We start from the raw sequence: 18,315 nt of genomic DNA on the forward strand, positions 1-18,315 counted from the left end.
TCGTTTTCTAATTGTCGGCGGCCAGGCGGCGGCGCAGGTAGCGGGCCGAGGCCGCCGAGACCTGGCCGGAGACCGCCTCGCTGATCAGGGAACTGCGGTGCCGGACCCGGCCGTCCTCGTTCTCGGTCAGCAGATGCGCGTGGACCAGGTGGTCGACGCAGGTCAGCAGCTCAGGCATCGGGTATCCGGTGAGCGTGGACAGCTCGCCGACGCTGAGCGGGCCGAGAACCGCACACAACCGCAGGATCTCCCACGACGGGTCGGGCATCCAGCGGGTGCGCTGGCGGGCGATCTGCATGGCCACCGCGTGTGACACCTCGGTGGGCCGCAGCGCCGCCCCGACCAGCGCCGGGATGCCGCCGGTGCGTTCCGCCAGGTCCTCGTCGCCGAGACCGCCCAGGTCGTCGTCGCTGAGTGGTTCGAGGCGCAGCACCACCGGCGAGCCGAGCCCGGAGAGCGGCCGTTCGGCGATCTCCGACGGGTAGCAGTAGGTGAGCACGATCCGCAGCGCCGGGCAGTGCCGGCCCAGCCAGGACAGCTCGGCGACGCTTGCCGCGTCCAGGTCGGCGGCGTCGTCGATGGCCACGAAGATCGGTTCCGGGCCGTCCAGCGCGGTGCCGATGCGCTCCAGGTCGGGTCGCAGCAGCGGCTGTTCCGGTCCGGCCTCGTCGACGACGGCGAGGATCTCGGCGGGCGCGCCCAGATCGGTGAGGACGGCCCGCAGCCAGGCATGCCGCAGCACCCCGACCGAGGACGCGCCGTGCCCGACGCCGACCCGGCGGGGCGCATGCCGTTCCAGCTCGGCCAGGAACGCGGACTTGCCGGAGCCGGACGGGCCGACGATGTGCACGACCGGAGGCGGATCCGGCTCCAGCAGCAGCCGCAGCTCGGTGATCCGGCCCAGGAAGCGTTCCCGGGGCGGCTCCACGGGCGGCGAGACAGCCTGGACCGGCGTCGGCGCCGGCGTCTCGATCGGGGCGTTGCGGGTGGCGAGCACCTCCCGCTGCAACCGGACCAGGTCGGCCGACGGTGCCACACCGAGCTCCTCGTCGAGCAGCTGCCGGCAGCGCTCGAAGATCCGCAGCGCGTCGTCCTGCCGGTCCATCGCGATCGCGGCCGTCATCGCCGCCCGGTAGCCGGACTCCAGGAACGGGTTGAGCTCGATCGCCTCCTGGGCCAGCCGCAGCGAGCGGGCCGGGTCGTCGCCGAGGGTCACCGCGGCGTGCTGGAGCAGCGCGTTCACGGCCGCGATCTGCACCTCGGTACGGACCGGTTCGGCCCATTCGGCGTACGGGTCCTCCGGGAACGGCAGCTGCCGGGCCAGGGTCAGGATGTCGGCGTGCACGGCCAGGCGCTCGGGGGAGCCCGGGGTGGGCGCGTCCAGCCGCCGGATCAGCGTGCGCAGGTCGGCCAGGTCGAGCCCGGCCCGGCCGGTGTCGAAGAGGTATCCGCCGCTGCGGGTGACGATGAACCAGTTCGCCGAGCTGCCGTCCGGCTGGAGCCGCCGCCGGATCACCGAGACGTAGTGCTCGAGCGCGGCCACGTGGTTGCCGGGCAGGTCGTCGCCCCAGACCGAGTCGGCGAGCGCGTCCTTCGACTGGATCCGGTCGTGCCGTGCGGCCAGCACCGCGAGCACCTGACGGGCGCGGCGGGGCAGTTCCCCGGCGGGCAGCGCCTCGCCGGAGTCGCCGGTGACGGTCAGCTGCCCGAGCACGCTGACGCGCATGTGGCCTCCTCGTGGGTTCTTCCGAGGACGTTTCGGCGCTCGGCGGCACCGGGTTGAGGCTTTCCACAGGATTACCAAAGGGCCTGCTCCTAGCTTCGCTGCCGACTGATGGACGCCGACCGCTAGGGGAGTTCGATGACACGGGGAAGTCTGAGCCGGCGTGACCTGCTCAAGGGCGCGATCGCCCTCGGTGGTGGCGGCCTGGTCATCGCGGCCGGCGGCGGCGCGGTGATCGCGCAGTCGAGCAATCTGGCCTCGAAGAACACGCCGACGCCGTTCACCAACATGTTCCGCCGGCCGCCGGTGCTGATGCCGTACGAGGAGGGCACCGACGACCAGGGCCCGTTCCAGAAGTACCGGCTGACCCAGAAGTTCGGTCAGGCGAGCATCGTGCCCGGCCTGATCACCACGATCGCCGGCTACAACGGGATCTTCCCCGGCCCGACCATCCGGGTCCCCCGGGGCACCCGTTCCGAGGTGCGGATCAAGAACTCGCTGACCATCAACAAGATCAACGGCCAGCCGTTCAGCACGGTCACCCACCTGCACGGGTCGGCGTCGCTGCCGCAGTACGACGGGTACGCCAACGACCACACCCACCCGGGCGAGTGCAAGACGTACAAGTACCCGAACTGGCAGCCGGCCCGGACCCTCTGGTACCACGACCACAACCACCGGACCACCGCCGCGAACGCCTACTCCGGCCTGGCTGCCCAGTACCACCTGACCGACGAGTACGAGGCCGCGCAGCTGCCGCAGGGCCAGTACGACGTGCCGATCGTGGTCAGCGACATCGCGTTCAAGGCGGACGGCTCGGTGGCCTTCGACGACGAGGACCACGCCGGCTTCATGGGTGACGTGATCATGGTGAACGGTGTGCCGTGGCCGAAGATGCGGGTCAAGCCGCGCGTCTACCGGTTCCGGTTCCTGGTGTCGTCGATCTCCCGTTCGTACCGGTTCCGGCTCAGCACCGGCGACCCGTTCTACATCGTCGGCACCGACGGCGGCATGGTGCCGAAGGTCAACGCGGTCGAGTCGTGGCGGCAGGGCGCGGCCGAGCGGTACGAGGTGCTGATCGACTTCCGGAAGTACAAGGTCGGCCAGAAGATCGAACTGAGGAACCTCAGCAACAAGAACAACGAGGACTTCAAGAACACCGACAAGGTGATGCAGTTCGAGGTGGTCGCCGACTCGGGGGCGCCTGACACGTACGTGATCCCGACGACCCTGGACGCCGGCCCGGTGCCGTGGGCCAACCGGGGCGCGCACGACGCGATGAAGCTGAAGCCGGAGATGGCGGTGGCCCGCCGGACGGTGCGGGTCGAGCGCAAGCACGGCCTGTGGACCGTCAACGGGGAGACCTGGGACGACGTCGAGAAGAGCGACTTCAAGCGGGTGCTCGGCAACCCGAAGCCGTACGACGTGGAGATCTGGGATCTGGTGAACGAGTCGGGCGGCTGGTTCCACCCGGTGCACATCCACCTGATCGACGGCCAGCTGTTCTCCCGCAACAACACGTCGGGCAACAAGCCGTACGCCTGGGAGGGCGGCCCGAAGGACGTCTTCTACCTGGGCGAGAACGAGACCGCGTCGGTGCTCATGCAGTTCACCACCGGCGACGGCAACGCCGGCGGCCGGTACATGCTGCACTGCCACAACCTGGTGCACGAGGACAGCGACATGATGATCCAGTTCGCGGTCGGCGACATGATGAACAACGACCCGATCCACGCCGACCCGGCCTTGCCCGACGACTCGGCCGAGATGCCCGTGGCGTACGCGCCGAGCTACCCGCTGGGCAGCTGATGCGGCGGGTTCTCGCCGGACTGCTGGTGGCCGCCGTGGGGGTCGCGTGGTACGCGTACCCCGCGGCCGAGCCGCCCACTCCGGTCGCCCACGTCGTCGTCGGCGACAAGGGCGACGAGCTGGCCAGCACGTCCTTCGACGGCCCGATGGTGCGCCGGCGGGCCGCCATCGCGATCCACCCGGCGCCCGGCGCGGACCGGGCCGGGATCGCGACGGAGCTGCGGGCGCTGGCCGCCGAGTCGAAGCTCGGCTCGCTGACCGAGGCCTCGTTCGCGGTGTTCTCCGCGGACATGCTGGAGTACCTGGTCCCGGAGATGACGTTCGTGCTCGACGAGGACGTGCGGGTCTACGACGCCGAGGCGCTGATGCGCGACCACCAGCCGGCCAGCGTCGCGTTCTACCTGGTCGAGCCGGTGCTGGTGCACGACCTGACGTTCTGTGTGGTGCCGGCCGACGGGGTGACTCCGGAGCAGGTGTCGCAGCGGCAGGACGCCGAGGGGGTGCTGAGCGACTCGCTGAACCGCTATGTCACCGACGTGCAGCCGGACGGGGTGACGGTCCGCTACTTCGGGGCGGTGCTGGGCGACGCGCAGATCGCCGCGGTGCGGGAGTCGATGGCGCGGGCCGCCGGGGTGCCGTCCGACCGGGTCCACGTGACGGCGAATCTGCCGGGTCCGGGAGTGGACCTGTCGCACGGCGTACCGGATATCTCGGAGGAACCGCACGGCGGACATTGACCGGAACGAAGGAAAGGCCTCCTCGCTGAGAGGGGGCCTTTTCTGCTTTCAGGATCTCCTCAGGTAGACCACTGCTCCCGGCCCCAACATATGCCGAAATAGCCCACCTAAACGGGCATTCGCGCTCTCCGGATGAGGTCCCCCCTTGCGTAGAGTCTGGTCCGCCGCCGCGCTCGGCGCGCTGCTCACCACCACTGTCATGGTCGTTCCCGCCCAGGCCGCCCCGATCGGCCAGGGCTTCACGATCACCGAGGCCGATCTGTCGTACATCCTCAAGCAGATCAAGATCGCTGAGGCGCACGTCGCCGGCACCACCAGCGAGACCGGTCCGTGCGGAGCCCTGCTGGACCAGCTCGGAAGCCCGATGATCTCGATGGGCCTGCGCACGGTCGACGGGACCTGCAACCACCTCACGCCGGGCCAGGAGAAGTACGGCGCGGCCGACCAGGAGTTCCCGCGCCTCGTGCCGGCCCAGTACAGCGGCGTCTACCAGGGCGCCCGCCCGGTCGACGCGGCGCCGCGGCAGATCAGCAACATCATCGCCGACCAGACCGCGGCCAACCCGGCGGCGGTCGCGGTCTCCGGCGGCAACACCGACGGCACAACGCTGTTCATCCCCAACGTCACCACCGACTTCGGGCTGTCCGCGCCGTACAACTCGTGGTTCACGCTCTTCGGGCAGTTCTTCGACCACGGCATCGACCAGACGGTCAAGGGCAACGACATCGTCATGGTGCCGCTGCGCGCCGACGACCCGCTGGTCGCCGGGCCGGACCGGGTCGCCGGGACCGCCGACGACCCCAAACCGGGCGACGCGAAGTACGTGCCGCCGGCCATGCGGTTCATGATGCTCACCCGGGCGAAGAACCCGTCGAAGAACACCGACACGCCGTACGTGGACAACTCGCAGACCTACACGTCGCACGCCGCCCACCAGGTGTTCCTGCGCGAGTACACGACCGGCGCCGAGCCCACCGGCAACCTGCTCGGCGGGGCCGCCGGCGGTCTGCCCACCTGGGCCGACGTCAAGCGGCAGTCGCGTGAGGTGCTCGGCCTCTCACTGGGTGACCTGGACGCGCTGGACGTGCCGATGATCCTCGCCGACGCGTACGGCAACTTCGTGCCCGGCCCGGCCCGCGGCCTGCCGCAGTACGTCACGGCGACCGGCCTGGTCGAGGGCGACCTCGCGAACCCGGTGGCAGTGCCCGCGGACGTGGTGCACTTCGACACCCCGTTCCTCACCGACATCGCGCACAACGCCACCCCGTCGAAGACTCTCGTCCCGGACTCGGACACGACCGCCTCGGCGGACTTCGCGTCCCAGCCGGCCGGCACCTACGACGACGAGATGCTGGCCGCCCACTACATCGCCGGCGACGGCCGGGCCAACGAGAACATCGGCCTCACCGCGGTGCACCAGATCTTCCACTCCGAGCACAACCGCCTGGTCGGCGACATCACCCGGATCATCGACGGGAACCCGGAGTGGACCGGCGAGCGGATCTTCCAGGCCGCCAAGTTCATCAACGAGATGGAGTACCAGCACCTCGTCTTCGAGGAGTTCGCCCGCAAGATCCAGCCGGCGATCAACCCGTTCCAGCCGGCCGCGTTCACCCAGACCGAGCTCGACCCGGCGATCTACGCCGAGTTCGCGCACGCCGTCTACCGGTTCGGCCACTCGATGCTGACCGAGACCATCCAGCGGCCCAACGCCGGGAACCTGTCGCTGCTCGACGGCTTCCTCAACCCGCCCGCGTTCACGAACAACGGCACCCTGTCCCCGGAGACGGCGGCCGGCGAGATCGTGATGGGCATGACCGAGCAGGTCGGCAACGACCTCGACGAGTTCATGACCGACACGCTGCGCAGCAACCTGCTCGGCCTGCCGATGGACCTCGGCGCGATCAACATCGCCCGTGGCCGGTCGGAGGGTGTGCCGACGCTCAACAACCTGCGCCGGGCGCTGTACACGAAGACGAACGACGGGCGGCTGCGGCCGTACGTCAGCTGGATCGACTTCGGTGAGCACCTCAAGCACCCGGAGTCGCTGGTCAACTTCGTGGCCGCGTACGGTAAAGAACCTTCCCTTTTAAGTAAAGCCACGGTGGACGAGAAGCGGGCCGCCGCCCGGACGCTGCTGGAGACTCCGGCCGGCGCCGACTTCCTCAACGCCACCGGCGCCTGGACCACCGCGAACTCCGGGCTCGACGACATCGATCTGTGGATCGGCGGGCTCGCCGAGACCACCGAGCCGTTCGGCGGGCTGCTCGGCAGCACCTTCGACTACGTCTTCGAGACCCAGCTGACCGCCCTGCAGAACGGCGACCGGCTGTACTACCTGGCCCGCACCCCCGGGATGAACCTGCGCAGCCAGCTCGAGGGCAACACGTTCGCCGAGCTGATCACCCGCAACACCACGGCCGGTGGCCTGCGTGCCGACGTGTTCGCCACCGCCGACTGCAAGTTCGACATGGCCGCGCTCGACGGCACCACGGACGGCTACCGCCGGCTGGGCAACCTCGTCGACGACGACCCGGCCAGCGAGTGCGACGAACGCGCCATGCTGATGCGCCTGCCGGACGGCACCATCGCGTACCGGGCCCGCAACAGCGTCGACAAGGCCGGCATGAACGCCCAGTCGGTCTTCAACGGCACCGAGAACGCCGACCGGATCCGGGCCGGCAACGACAACGACACCATCTGGGGCGCCGAGGGCGACGACGTGCTCGAAGCCGGCGCCGGCGACGACGTCACGGTCGGCGGCGAGGGCGACGACATCCTCACCGACTCCGGCGGCGCCGACTTCTCGATGGGCGGCCCCGGCAACGACGCCATCGACGCCGGCCCCGGCGCCGACATCATCCTCGGTGGCGACGGACGCGACTTCACCAACGGCGGCGCCAACGCCAACGAGACGTTCGGCGGCGAGGGCGACGACATGATCATCGCCGGGGACGGCGAGGACGGCGCGTTCGGTGACTCCGGCGACGACTGGATGGAGGGCGGCGACTCACCCGACCTGCTCTCCGGCGACAGCGGAAACCTGTTCTTCCGCGACGACTCCAACAAGCCCGGCCACGACGTGCTGATCGGCCAGGGCGGCGACGACGACTACGACATGGAGGGCGGCGACGACATCGGGGTCCAGGGCCCCGGCATCGAGAAGAACGCCGGCGGCTCCGGCTGGGACTGGTCCATCGCCGGCCCCTCCGCCGAACCGATCGACTCCGACCTCGACCTGCCGCTGCTCGGCCTGGACGGCCTCGACACCGGCGTGCGCGACCGCTACAACGAGGTGGAATCCCTCTCCGGCGGCGACGGCGACGACACCCTGCGCGGCGACGACACGGTTCCGGCCACCGACGGCGCGATCGGCTGCGACGCCCTCGACGCCGCCGGCATCGCCCGCATCCCCGGCCTCGACCAGGTGGTCACCGAACTGCCGATGCCCGCGAGTGGCGTCGCCAACCGGACCGGCCGCGCCTGCGACCTGACCGGCAACGTCTGGGGCGAGGGCAACATCCTGCTCGGCGGCGCCGGCGACGACCTCCTCCAGGGCCGTCTCGGCAACGACATCATCGACGGCGACCGCTACCTGACGGTCCGGCTCGCGGTGCGGGGCACCTCGATCACCGCGTCGTCGCTCGCCGAGCTCCGCGCCGACGTCTTCGCCGGCAAGATCAACCCCAATGACATCACTGTGGTACGGGAGATCGCGTCCGCAACCACACCGGGACGGGACACCGCGGTCTTCGCCGGCGCCCGCGCCGAGTACGCGATCACCCCGATCTCCGGTGGCGTCCTCGTCTCCGGTCCCGACGGCAACGACATCGTCCGTAACGTCGAGCTGCTGCACTTCGACGACGAGACCGTGGACATCACCGGCATGTCGGCCTTCCTGGGGGTCAGCGCCTTCGCCGGCGACGGTCAGGCCACCGTCCTGATCACGGTTCCGGACGCCACCGGCGGCGAGCCGGTCACCGGCCTCACGCTGGAGCGCACCGGCGCCGGCGCGACCGTGCTGACCAGCCTCGACCCGAGCACCCGCAGCCTGATCGTCACCGGACTGACCAACGGCGAGGGCTACACGTTCCGGGTCCGCGCCGACACCGCGGCCGGCCCGGGAATCTTCACCGCCCCGTTCGGCCCGGTCACCCCGGTCGCGGCCGTCCCCGGTGACGACGACCCGGCCGAGCCCGGCGAGAACGAGGAGGAACCCGCTCCGACCACCACCACGCCGCCGGTCGTCACCCCGACCACGACGCCGCCCGTGGTCACGCCCACCACCGTGCCGCCCACCACCACGCCGCCTGTCGTCACGCCCACCACCCCGCCGGTCGTCACGCCGCCGCGGCCGGTGACCCCGGTCGCCCCGGACGCTCCGGCCATCGGGATCGCCACCGCCGGGGACGAGAGCGCCCTGGTCCGCTGGGCCACCCCCCTCTACGACGGTGGAACCCCGATCTACGGGTACGAGATCCAGGCTCTCGACGCGGAGACCGGCATCGTGATCGGTGTCGACGTGGCCGACGCCGGCGCCACCGAGATGACCATGACCGGGCTGGCCAACGGCGCCGGGTACGCCTTCTGGGTCCGGGCCGTCAACGCGGCCGGCGCCAGCGCCTACTCCGGCATCTCCAACACGGTCACGCCGATGGCCGGTCCGGGCACCACGGACCCGGGTACGACCGACCCCGGTACCACCGACCCCGGTACGACCGATCCGGGCACGACCGACCCCGGCACCGGCAACCCGGCCACCACCGGGCCGGTCACTCCGACGCCCACCGCCACGGCCACCGTCACGCCGACGCCCACCGTCACCGTCACGCCGACGCCGACCCGCACGGCCACTCCCGGCCCGACCGTGTCGCCGACCCGCACCACGTCGCCCAGCCCGACCCCGACCGGCAGCGCCACGCCGACCCCCGGCGGACCCGGCTCCACTCCGGACACCCGGACGGTGCCCGGCGCGGCCCGGATCGGACAGCCGGCCCCCGCCGCGGGCGCCGCGGTGGTCAGGTGGACGGCGCCTGTCGACAACGGTGGAAGCCCGATCCAGCGCTACGAGATCCAGGTGCGCAACGGTGACGGCCGCCAGTCCGGCGCGCTGCGCACGGCCCCGGCCGGTGCGGGTGTGCAGACGGTGACCGACCTGGTCAACGGCACTGCCTACCGGTTCCGGGTCCGTGCGGTCAACGCGCTCGGCGCCGGCGCGTGGTCCGACTCCAGCACGGTGGTGACGCCGCGGACCGTACCCGGAAAGGTCCGTGACCTGACCGCCAGGCCCGGCGGCAAGGGTGGCAAGCTGACCGCGACCGTCCGCTGGACCGCGCCCGCCGCCACCGGTGGTTCGAAGATCACCGGCTACCGGATCACCTGGCAGCGCCTGAACGCCAAGGGCAAGGCCCAGGGCGCCGCGGTGGTGACCACCGTCCCGGCCGGGGCGAGGGCCGCGAGCTTCACCGCTCCCACCGAGATCCCGGCGAACACCCGCTATCGGGCGACCGTCCAGGCCGTGAACGCGGCCGGTGCCGCCCCCGGAACGGCGGTGAACACCACCGTCCGCTGACCCGGAGAACGTAGGCGCCGCCGTCCGCACCGGACGGCGGCGTCCGCGTTCCCGGCCTTTGTGGGTGGTGCCTACGCTGGGCCGCGGACACCGCGCTCACGAAAGGCGGGGCGGTCATGGCGCACCCCCGGAAACGTTCCCGTATCCACCCGTACCATCCGCCGGCCGAATCCCGACTCGAACCCGTGCCCGCCCCGAGTGCGGCGACCGACGACCCGGCCGCGTCCCGGCCGGAGCCGAAGATCACCACCCGGGAGCTGGTCGCGGTCGGCTCCGCGCTGCTCCTGCTGCTGTTCCTGATCAAGATCTACGGGGTGGGCCGGTATTCGCTGACCACCACGACGGCCCTTCTCGCGGCGACGCCGGTGCAGGTCGCGCTGGGCACGGTCACCATCTACGCGTACTACATCCTGCCCGCGATCGCGCTCGGCACCCTGTGGTTCGCGGTCCGGTACCGGGCCCGGATCCAGCCGGCCCTCTGGCCGCTGATCCTGATCGTCGCCGCGGTGACCGCCCTGGCCTCGCCGTACAAGTACCTTCTGCAGGGCCTCGCCGTGGTGCTCGTCGCCCTCGCCGTCGAACTGGCCATGCGTCATCTGCGCCGGCGATGGGCCGGCTCCGCCGACGAGCGTCTCGTCCGCCGGCACCGGGCCATGGCCGGCTGGCGCGGGCTGTCCGTCGTCTACGTCGGCGCCGCCGCGCTGGCGTTCCAGTTCATGCACAGCCTCGACGCCCCGTGGGTGTCCGCGCAGGCGTTCCTGCTCAACACCCCGGTCGTGCCCTCCACCCAGAACCTGTCCGACGGCGTCAACAAGCTGCAGGTGCTGCCGCAGAGCCGGTTCGTGGGTTACCCGATCGCCGAGACCGACGAGTGGGTGACGGTCCTGCATGCCGACACCCGCTACGTAATGCGGATCCCGCAGTCGGCTGTGGACACCCGGCTGACCTGCCACAACGAGGACGACCAGCTGTCCGGTGACCGTCCGCTGCTGGAAGCGCTGAAGGGCAACACCTACAGCTCGCCGAACATCGACTGCCGCGAGGTGGTGCGCTATCTGGCCCAGAAGGTCCCGGGACAGCCCCTGCCCGAGTGGAAGTGACGGGCTGCTCAGGCAGCGGGAGACAGGTGGATCACCTCGGCGTCGCCCTGCAGTCGTAGCGGGCCCGCCGCGTACGGGACGAGCAGGGTGTCGCCCCTGGTGACCGGCCGGTCGTCGTGCTCTCCGGTGAGGCGCCCGTGCCCGCCGACGACCACCGCCACCGCGAATCCCCGGGGCACGTGGTCGCCGTCGCGCAGGCGCCGGGCCCGGAAGAACGGATCGGCCGCCGCCGGGAGCAGACCGGCCGCGCCGCGCAGCGTGTCGATCCGTCCCGGGCTCCAGGAGCTTCGGTCCACGCAGGTCAGCGCCAGGTCGTAGCCGAGACCCAGGTGGCCCTCGGTCAGGCCGAAGCCCTCGTGTTCGAGCAGCACCGAGAAGTCGGTGGGCTCCTGCACCTCGACGAGCAGGATGCCGTCGCCGATGGCGTGCGGCAGGCCGGCCGGGCACAGGATCGCATCGCCGGCGTACACCGGGATCCGGTTGGTGGCGGCGAGCATTCCGCCGATGTCCTGGCCGGCGACCCAGCCGGAGAGCTCGCCGGCTCCGACGTCCCGGCTGAATCCGAGATGGACGTACGCGCCGGGGCGGGCCTCGACGATCACCCAGGCTTCGGTCTTGCCGTACGGGCTGGCCAGGTGCTGTGTGGCGAACCGCCGGTCCGGATGGACGTGAAGGGGAAGCCGCTGACCGGCGTCGAGCAGTTTGACCAGCACCCCGGTGTCGGTGCGGTCCGGACCGAGCCACCAGGCCGGATCGGCGGCGATCGCGTCGGCGAGCAGGCGGCCGTCCGGCAGGGTGGAGAGACCCGACGGGTGCAGGCCGTGCCGGCTGGTGGTCGAGCCGACCCAGTCCTCGGGCCGGTCGGGCCGCGCGGTGGTGGCGCGGAATCCGGCGATCCGCCCGGCGCCCCGATAGAACGTCTCCGGCTGGTTGGCCGGCAGTGCGGTGATGGTCACGGATGCTCCTTGCGGGCGCGGGCGAGCGCGGTGAGGAATCCGCCGACGAACGTGTCGCCCAGTCCGACGGTGGTCGGGTCGCGTACCTCCAGCTCGAAGCCGGGGACGCAGCGGACCCGGTCGCCGAGCCGTTCGTGCAGGTCCCGGGCGAAGGCGATGGACTCGGGTCGTCGTGGCGACCGGCGTAGCCGTTCGACGTCGGTGTCGGTGACGTCGTCGCCGTGGCAGTAGCGGGCGGCGGCCATCACGGTGCCGGTGTCGAGGGCGTCGGTCCAGTTCCCGGAGTCGTCGCCGAACGCGAGCGCCCAGTACCGGGTGTGCAGCACGAGCGCCGGCGCCGGGATGAGACCGGCCAGTGTGCCGAGCGCGGCGGCGACGTCGCCGGCTGAGAGCAGGTCGACGGGCCGGCCGAGGTAGGACTGCATCTCGTCCTCGTTGAGCCCGTACACGTCGACGACCGGGAGCAGAGCGTCGCGGACCCGCCGGCTGAACGCCGGCTCGTGGTAGGCGGCGTCCTCGAAGTAGGTCACCGCGTCCGGCGGCAACCGCCGCATGTGGGTACGCAGGCCGGCGAGCCGGTTGTCGAGTTGTTCCTCGTCGCGCATGGCGTTGAAGCCGGAGATCAGGAAGACCCCGGCCCGGCTCAGAGCGGGGCCGAGCTCGGGGGTGAGCAGCATGGCGCTGTTGGCCGGGTCGTTGACGTAGATCAGCCGGTTGGGCAGGGGCGCGGTGACGTCGACGTCGCCGGCCCGGACCCGCAGTCCTCGGTCGTACTGGACGATGAGATGGGGATGGCGGGTGTCCTCGGCGCCGCTGCTGATGTACTCGACGCCGGCCGGCAGCAGCTGCCGGACCGTGTCGTTCACGCTGACCAGGTGGAGGGTCGACGGCACACCGAGGCGGCTCATCAGGATCCCGGCCCGGACCGACGTGCCGCCGAGGGTGGCCCGGTGCGGGAACCGGGCGGCGAAGGACTCCAGGGCGGTGGCGGTGGTGACGAAGTGCTCGCCACCACCGCCACGGGCCACGTATCCGAGGATCGACACGACCAGGTCCCGTTCACTGGTCACGACGGCCGTCGCGGACAGCTCCGCGGCAGTGATGCGGTGCTCGGTGACCAGGCGTTCCAGGCCGTCGGCGGTCAGTTTCAGCTCGTAGTCGACACAGCCGCCCAGGCCCAGGACTACACGGGACGCGTCGGCCATCTCAGTAGAGGGCGGCCTTGCCGGCGGCGCCGAACAGCTCGATCTTGTGGGCGGCGACCACCTTGAGGGCGTCGATGCAGGCCGGCTGGATGGCGTTGGGCTCGCGCACCTTGGAGTCGCTGCCGAGCACCTCGCGCATCTTGTCGTGGTAGGCGACCTTGATGTCCGTCGAGATATTGATCTTGTTGATGCCGATCCGCGCGGCCTCCCGGATCTCGTCGTCCGGGTTGTTCGAGCCGCCGTGCAGCACGAGCGGGATCTGCACCCGGCTCTTGATCTCCTTGAGCAGGTCGAGCTTCAGCTCCGGCTTGAGATGCGCCGGGTAGAAGCCGTGGAACGTGCCGATCGCGACGGCGAGACTGTCCACACCGGTCTGCTCGACGAAGGTGACCGCGTCGTCCGGGTCGGTGTAGATGATCTCGGCGGCGCCCGCCTCGGCGTAGCTGTCGTTCGCGCCGATCGTGCCCAGCTCGGCCTCGACCGAGACGCCGAGGGCGTGCGCCGAGTCGGTGACCTTCTTCGAGATGGCCAGGTTGTCGTCGAACGGCTTCATCGACGCGTCGATCATCACCGAGGTGAAGCCGAACTGGAACGCCTCCAGCATCTGCTCATAGGTGGCGCCGTGGTCCCAGTGGATCGCGATCGGGACGGTTGAGCGGTGCGCGCGCTCGGCGATCGCGGTGATCAGGTCGCGCCCGATGTGCCGTACCTCGTCGGGGTGGATGGCGACGATCAGGGGCGCGTTCGTCTCCTCGCTGATCTCCACGACTCCCCGGAACATCGCCCAGTCGCTGATGTTGAAGGCGGGCACCGCGAAGCTGTGCTCGTTGGCGACGTCGAGGATCGCCTTGCCGGTCGTCAGCATTGTTGTGTTTCTCCTTATTACCCGGGGTTGTCAGGCCTTGACGGCGCCGGCGGTGAGCCCGCCGATGAAACGCCGCTGGAAGATGAGGAAGAGCACGAGAACGGGGATCGACCCGAGGATGCTCATCGCCATCATCTGGTTCCACTCGTACGAGTGCTGGCCCATCAGCAGCTGGATCCCGATCGGCACCGTGCGCATGTCGTCGGTGCGGGTCAGCGAGAGGGCGAACAGGTACTCGTTCCACGAGATCATGAAGGTGTAGACGCCGACCGCGATGAGGCCGGGAACCGAGATCGGCACGAGGATCCGCCACAGCGCGGTCCAGCTGTTGCCGCCGTCGACCTTGACGGACTCGTCGAGTTCCTTCGGCAGGGTGTTCAGGTAGGCGGTGATCATGATGATGGCGTACGGCAGCGTGAACACCATGTGGGTGAGGATCAGTCCGGCGTAGGTGTCGTACAGGCCGAGCGCGACGACGAGCCCGAAGTACGGGATGACCAGGGTGATCGGTGGCACCGCCTGGACGCTGACGATGACCGCGTTGATGGTCTTCTGGAACGGGAAGGTGAACCGGCTGAACGCGAACCCGGCCAGGATCGCCACCAGCAGGGTCAGGGCCGTCACCGACAGCGCGACGATGTAGCTGTTGAGGAAGAACCGCAGCTGGGCGGCGTTGCCCAGGATCTCGGTGTAGGCGTCGAACGAGAAACCGTCGGTGATCAGCCGTGGCGGGCTCTGGAAGACCTCGCCGTTGTTCTTGAACGAGGTGGAGAGCATCCACAGCACCGGCAGCCCGGCGAAGAGCGCTCCGGTCACCAGGCCGGTGATCACGCCGGCTTTGGCCAGGGTGCGGCGGGTCTTGACGGAGGCCATGTCTCACCGCTCCCTTTGCTGGCGGACGTAGAAGAAGGCCAGGATCATCGTGAGGAGCAGGACGATCACCGCTGCGGCGGACGCGGTCGCGAACTCGTACTCGCTGAAGGCCTGTTTGTAGGTGAAGGTGCTGAGCATCTCGGTGGCGTTGAGTGGGCCGCCGCCGGTCGTCATCCAGATCAGCGCGAACTGCTGGGACGTCCAGATCAGGTCGAGCACCGCCATGCTGATGATCACCGGCCGCAGCTGGGGGAGCGTCACGTGCCGGAACCGCTGGAACCAGGTCGTCCCGTCCACGGCGGCCGCCTCGTACAGGTCGTTCGGGATGCCCTGAAGACCGGCGAGCAGGCTGATCATGAAGAACGGGTAGCCGGACCAGACGTTCACGAAGGTGACCGCCCAGAGCGCGATGTCCGGGTCACCGAACCAGTTCACGCCCTGCTGGATGAGACCGAGACTGTTCAGCACGTAGTTGACGACACCCGAGGGGTCGAGCAGCAGCCGCCAGATCACCGCGATCACCGCGATCGTGAACAGCCAGGGCAGGATGTAGACGATCCGGAAGACCGCCTTGGCGACACCGCCGAGCAGCTTCGTGTTGAGCATCATCGCGAACGTCAGGCCGAGGACCAGGTGGGCCGCGGTGCTGACCGAGATGAAGACCGCGGTGTTCTTCAGTGCGGCCAGGAAGTCGGGGTCGGTGAGGACCTTGGTGTAGTTGGCGAACCCGGCGAACACCGAGTTCTCCTGGACGATCACGTTGTCCCGCAGCGAGTAGCTGATCACCATGACGATGGGGATCACCATCAGGACGAAGAGCAGCAGCACCGTCGGGGACAGGTAGCCGTACGGGATCAGGCTCCGCAGCCGGTGGGGACGGGACCCGGCGGGCGCGGCCGGTCTGGCCGGCGCGGTCGTCCCCGATGCGGTCATGGTCATGGTTGGTCTCCTTGAGCGGGCGCCGCCCCGGTCTCCCGGCGCGGCGCCCGGACGAAACACCTACTCGATCACCGACGACCAGTTCTCCTGCGACTTGGCGAGGGCCTCGTCGACTGTCGTCTTGCCGGTCAGCACGAGCTGGAGCTGCTCGTCGAAGCTGCGCATCAGGTCCTCCGACTTCGGCAGGCCGACGAACTCGTTCGCCGGGTAGCCCGCCTGGTAGATGTCGAAGGCCGTCTTGAACAGCGGGTCGGAGTTGCCGAAGTCCGGCGTGGCGTTCTTGTTGCCGGGGAATCCGTTCGCGATGGTGCTCAGCTTCGCGTTCGTCTCCTGGCTCATCAGGTACGACACCAGCTTGAACGCCTCGGCCTTGTGCTTCGTCGAGTTCGAGATACCGATGCCCCAGGACGCGTACGGGATGCCGCGCTTGCCGGTGTAGCCGTCCTCGGCGGGCAGGGCCGCGACCTCGAACTTCAGGTCCGGCTTGTTCTCCTTGATCAGGTTGATGTGCGCCAGCGAGTCGATCATCATGCCGACCTGCCCGTTGGTGAACTTCTCGACCTTGTCCTGCTCTTTCATGGTCAGCGAGCCGGGCGCCACGACACCGGCGTCGTTGAGGCTCTTCACGAACTCGACCGTGCTCTTGACGCCCGGGCTGGTCAGGTTCGGTTTGCCGTCCTGGAGCATGCTGCCGCCGGAGGCCCAGAGCCAGGACATGACGTCGTTCTGGATGCCGTTCGGGACCGCGGTGTCGAGCGGCAGGGCCCAGCCCTTCACGTCGGCGCCGGTGGCGGAGATCTTCTTGGCGGCGTCGAGGAACGCGGTGCGGGTGGCGGGCACCTCGGCGACCCCCGCCTTCGTCAGCAGGTCCTTGTTGACGAAGAGCGGGTAGACGAAGTTGACGACCGGGATCATGTAGGTCTTGTTGTCGAGCTGCACCTGGCTGGCCAGCTGGCTCGCGTCGTAGTTCGCCTCGGTCATCAGCGCCGAGATGTCGGTGATCGCGCCCTGTTTCGCGAAGTCGTTCACCCAGGCGCCGTCGAGGCCCACCACGTCGGGCAGCGTCTTGGAGGCCGCGCCGGTGATGAGCTGCTGCTTGGTCGACGCGTAGGGGGCGCTCAGCAGCTTGACCTTGATGGTGGGGTTCTGCGTGGTGAAGTCGTTGATGATCTTGTCGAATTCTCCGGCTGGGAGCTCCGCCCCCCACCACTGTGCGAACTCGAGCGTGACGGTGCCGTCCGCGCTCTCGTCGCCGGAACCGCCGCAGGCGGCCGCGGAACCGACCAGAACGGTCGCCGCGAGTGCCGCCAACAGCCGCCTCGGCCGGGTGGAACGAACTGCCATGGCCAGCTCCTTCTATATCTAAATCTTTCTGTTCTCTGCTGTGTTGGCGTCACGTTAGCAGCGTGTTACAGATGAGAACAAGAGAAGAACCGCAGAAAACCGCGTAGTACGGCAGACTGTCGCGCGGCAGTTGCCGTCAACCGGCACCGCGGGCAGGTCTTCTGGCAGCTTGTCAGGCCCTGCTAGGCCATGCGGTTCTTTGCGGCATTGCACGGTAGTGTGCGTTTCGCCGGTGAGGTTGTGGCATACTGCCGCACTGACAAGGGGGAGAACAGTGACCGTCGATAAGGATGACCGGCCGCGGAACCTGCCCGCCGGGCGCAAGGCGCAGCTGGCGGCGTTCGTCGCCGACGCAGGTCAGGTCACCGTGGCCGAGCTCGCCGAGCGCTTCAAGGTCTCGATCGACACGGTGCGCCGCGACCTCGATCAGCTGGCCGCCGACGGAGCGCTCGTGCGTACGTACGGTGGCGCGGTCAGCCTCTCCACCGCGGCCCGCGCCGACCGTGCCGTCGACCAGCGGCTCGCCCTCCAGGAGCAGGAGAAGGAGAAGATCGCGACGCTGGCCGCAGAGCTGGTCCAGGACTCCTCGACCATCATGATCAACGGGGGGTCGACCACTCTCGCGGTCGCTCGCCGGCTGGGCCAGCACCGCGATCTCACGGTGGCCACCAACAACCTGCTGGTGCCGGGAGCTCTGCCGGTCACGGCGATCCGTGACATCTACGTGTTCGGCGGCGCGGTGCGGCAGTTGACGCTCGCCACCATCGGGTCGGTCAGTTTCCGGGCCAGCGGTGGCGCCGACCTGGACATCACCTGCGACCTGGCGCTGATCGGGGTCGGCGCGGTCGCGGCCGACGCCGGTTTCACCACCAGCAACATCGCCGAGGCCGCGATGATGCAGGAGATGATCTCCCGGTCCGCGCGGGTCGCGATCCTCGCCGACTCCTCGAAGTTCGACAGGCGCCTGTTCGCCCAGGTCTCCGAACTCAGCGCCGCCGACTACCTGATCACCGACACCGCTCCGCCGGAGCCGCTCCAGGAGGCCCTGACCGCCGCCGGAGTCGCCGTGATCACCCCGGCGTCAGGCTCCCGCCGCCCCTGACCCGCACCCGCGCCGAGCGTGCCGACCTACGGCGCGCTCCAAACCGCACATCACCACGCAGCACCCGGCCACCGGTTGGGTGCCGCCCTG

The 18,315-nt window shown here is 69.7% G+C and carries 12 protein-coding genes; 5 read left to right on the top strand and 7 right to left on the bottom strand.

Features of this window, described 5'->3' with window-relative positions; genetic code table 11:
- Positions 1 to 7: 7 nt before the first annotated feature.
- Positions 8 to 1,726 (bottom strand): BTAD domain-containing putative transcriptional regulator, encoded by a 1,719-nt coding sequence (locus tag AB0E94_RS14630; RefSeq protein WP_360326298.1) that lies wholly within the window; start codon positions 1,724 to 1,726, stop codon positions 8 to 10.
- A 135-nt stretch (positions 1,727 to 1,861) separates the two neighbouring features.
- Here AB0E94_RS14630 and AB0E94_RS14635 point away from each other — a divergent pair, with 135 nt between their 5' ends.
- From AB0E94_RS14635 to AB0E94_RS14650, 4 genes are all read left to right on the top strand, one after another.
- On the top strand, positions 1,862 to 3,532 hold the full coding sequence (locus tag AB0E94_RS14635; RefSeq protein ID WP_360326300.1) for a multicopper oxidase domain-containing protein: 1,671 nt from the start codon (positions 1,862 to 1,864) through the stop codon (positions 3,530 to 3,532).
- A complete protein-coding gene (locus tag AB0E94_RS14640; RefSeq protein ID WP_360326302.1) occupies positions 3,532 to 4,269 on the top strand; it encodes a hypothetical protein in 738 nt (245 codons plus the stop codon). Before AB0E94_RS14635 ends, AB0E94_RS14640 begins: the two co-directional genes overlap by 1 nt.
- Before the next feature lie 145 nt (positions 4,270 to 4,414).
- Positions 4,415 to 9,841, top strand: a complete 5,427-nt coding sequence (locus AB0E94_RS14645) for a peroxidase family protein (RefSeq protein ID WP_360326303.1) — start codon at positions 4,415 to 4,417, stop codon at positions 9,839 to 9,841.
- Between the two features lie 185 nt (positions 9,842 to 10,026).
- Positions 10,027 to 10,941, top strand: a complete 915-nt coding sequence (locus AB0E94_RS14650) for a hypothetical protein (protein WP_360326305.1) — start codon at positions 10,027 to 10,029, stop codon at positions 10,939 to 10,941.
- Positions 10,942 to 10,949: 8 nt separating this feature from the next.
- Here AB0E94_RS14650 and AB0E94_RS14655 read toward each other — a convergent pair whose 3' ends face one another.
- The 6 genes from AB0E94_RS14655 to AB0E94_RS14680 are packed head-to-tail and all read right to left on the bottom strand — an operon-like array spanning position 10,950 to position 17,123.
- Positions 10,950 to 11,897, bottom strand: a complete 948-nt coding sequence (locus tag AB0E94_RS14655) for a class I mannose-6-phosphate isomerase (protein WP_360326307.1) — start codon at positions 11,895 to 11,897, stop codon at positions 10,950 to 10,952.
- Positions 11,894 to 13,102, bottom strand: a complete 1,209-nt coding sequence (locus AB0E94_RS14660) for an ADP-dependent glucokinase/phosphofructokinase (RefSeq protein ID WP_360326308.1) — start codon at positions 13,100 to 13,102, stop codon at positions 11,894 to 11,896. The genes AB0E94_RS14655 and AB0E94_RS14660 overlap by 4 nt, the downstream gene beginning before the upstream one ends.
- Before the next feature lies 1 nt (position 13,103).
- The gene (locus AB0E94_RS14665; protein ID WP_360326310.1) at positions 13,104 to 13,967 is read right to left on the bottom strand and encodes a ketose-bisphosphate aldolase; all 864 of its coding nucleotides are present in this window, start codon (positions 13,965 to 13,967) and stop codon (positions 13,104 to 13,106) included.
- 30 nt (positions 13,968 to 13,997) lie between these two features.
- The gene (locus AB0E94_RS14670) at positions 13,998 to 14,840 is read right to left on the bottom strand and encodes a carbohydrate ABC transporter permease (protein ID WP_360326311.1); all 843 of its coding nucleotides are present in this window, start codon (positions 14,838 to 14,840) and stop codon (positions 13,998 to 14,000) included.
- Positions 14,841 to 14,843: 3 nt separating this feature from the next.
- Positions 14,844 to 15,779 (bottom strand): sugar ABC transporter permease, encoded by a 936-nt coding sequence (locus tag AB0E94_RS14675; protein ID WP_360326313.1) that lies wholly within the window; start codon positions 15,777 to 15,779, stop codon positions 14,844 to 14,846.
- A gap of 60 nt (positions 15,780 to 15,839) precedes the next feature.
- Positions 15,840 to 17,123, bottom strand: a complete 1,284-nt coding sequence (locus AB0E94_RS14680) for a sugar ABC transporter substrate-binding protein (RefSeq protein WP_360326315.1) — start codon at positions 17,121 to 17,123, stop codon at positions 15,840 to 15,842.
- Positions 17,124 to 17,397: 274 nt separating this feature from the next.
- Here AB0E94_RS14680 and AB0E94_RS14685 point away from each other — a divergent pair, with 274 nt between their 5' ends.
- Positions 17,398 to 18,225: a DeoR/GlpR family DNA-binding transcription regulator gene (locus tag AB0E94_RS14685; RefSeq protein WP_360326316.1), complete on the top strand. Its 828-nt coding sequence runs from the start codon at positions 17,398 to 17,400 to the stop codon at positions 18,223 to 18,225.
- The last annotated feature ends 90 nt before the right edge of the window (positions 18,226 to 18,315 follow it).

The sequence above is a fragment of the Actinoplanes sp. NPDC026670 genome (genome assembly GCF_040638175.1).
Classification (GTDB): Bacteria; Actinomycetota; Actinomycetes; order Mycobacteriales; family Micromonosporaceae; genus Actinoplanes.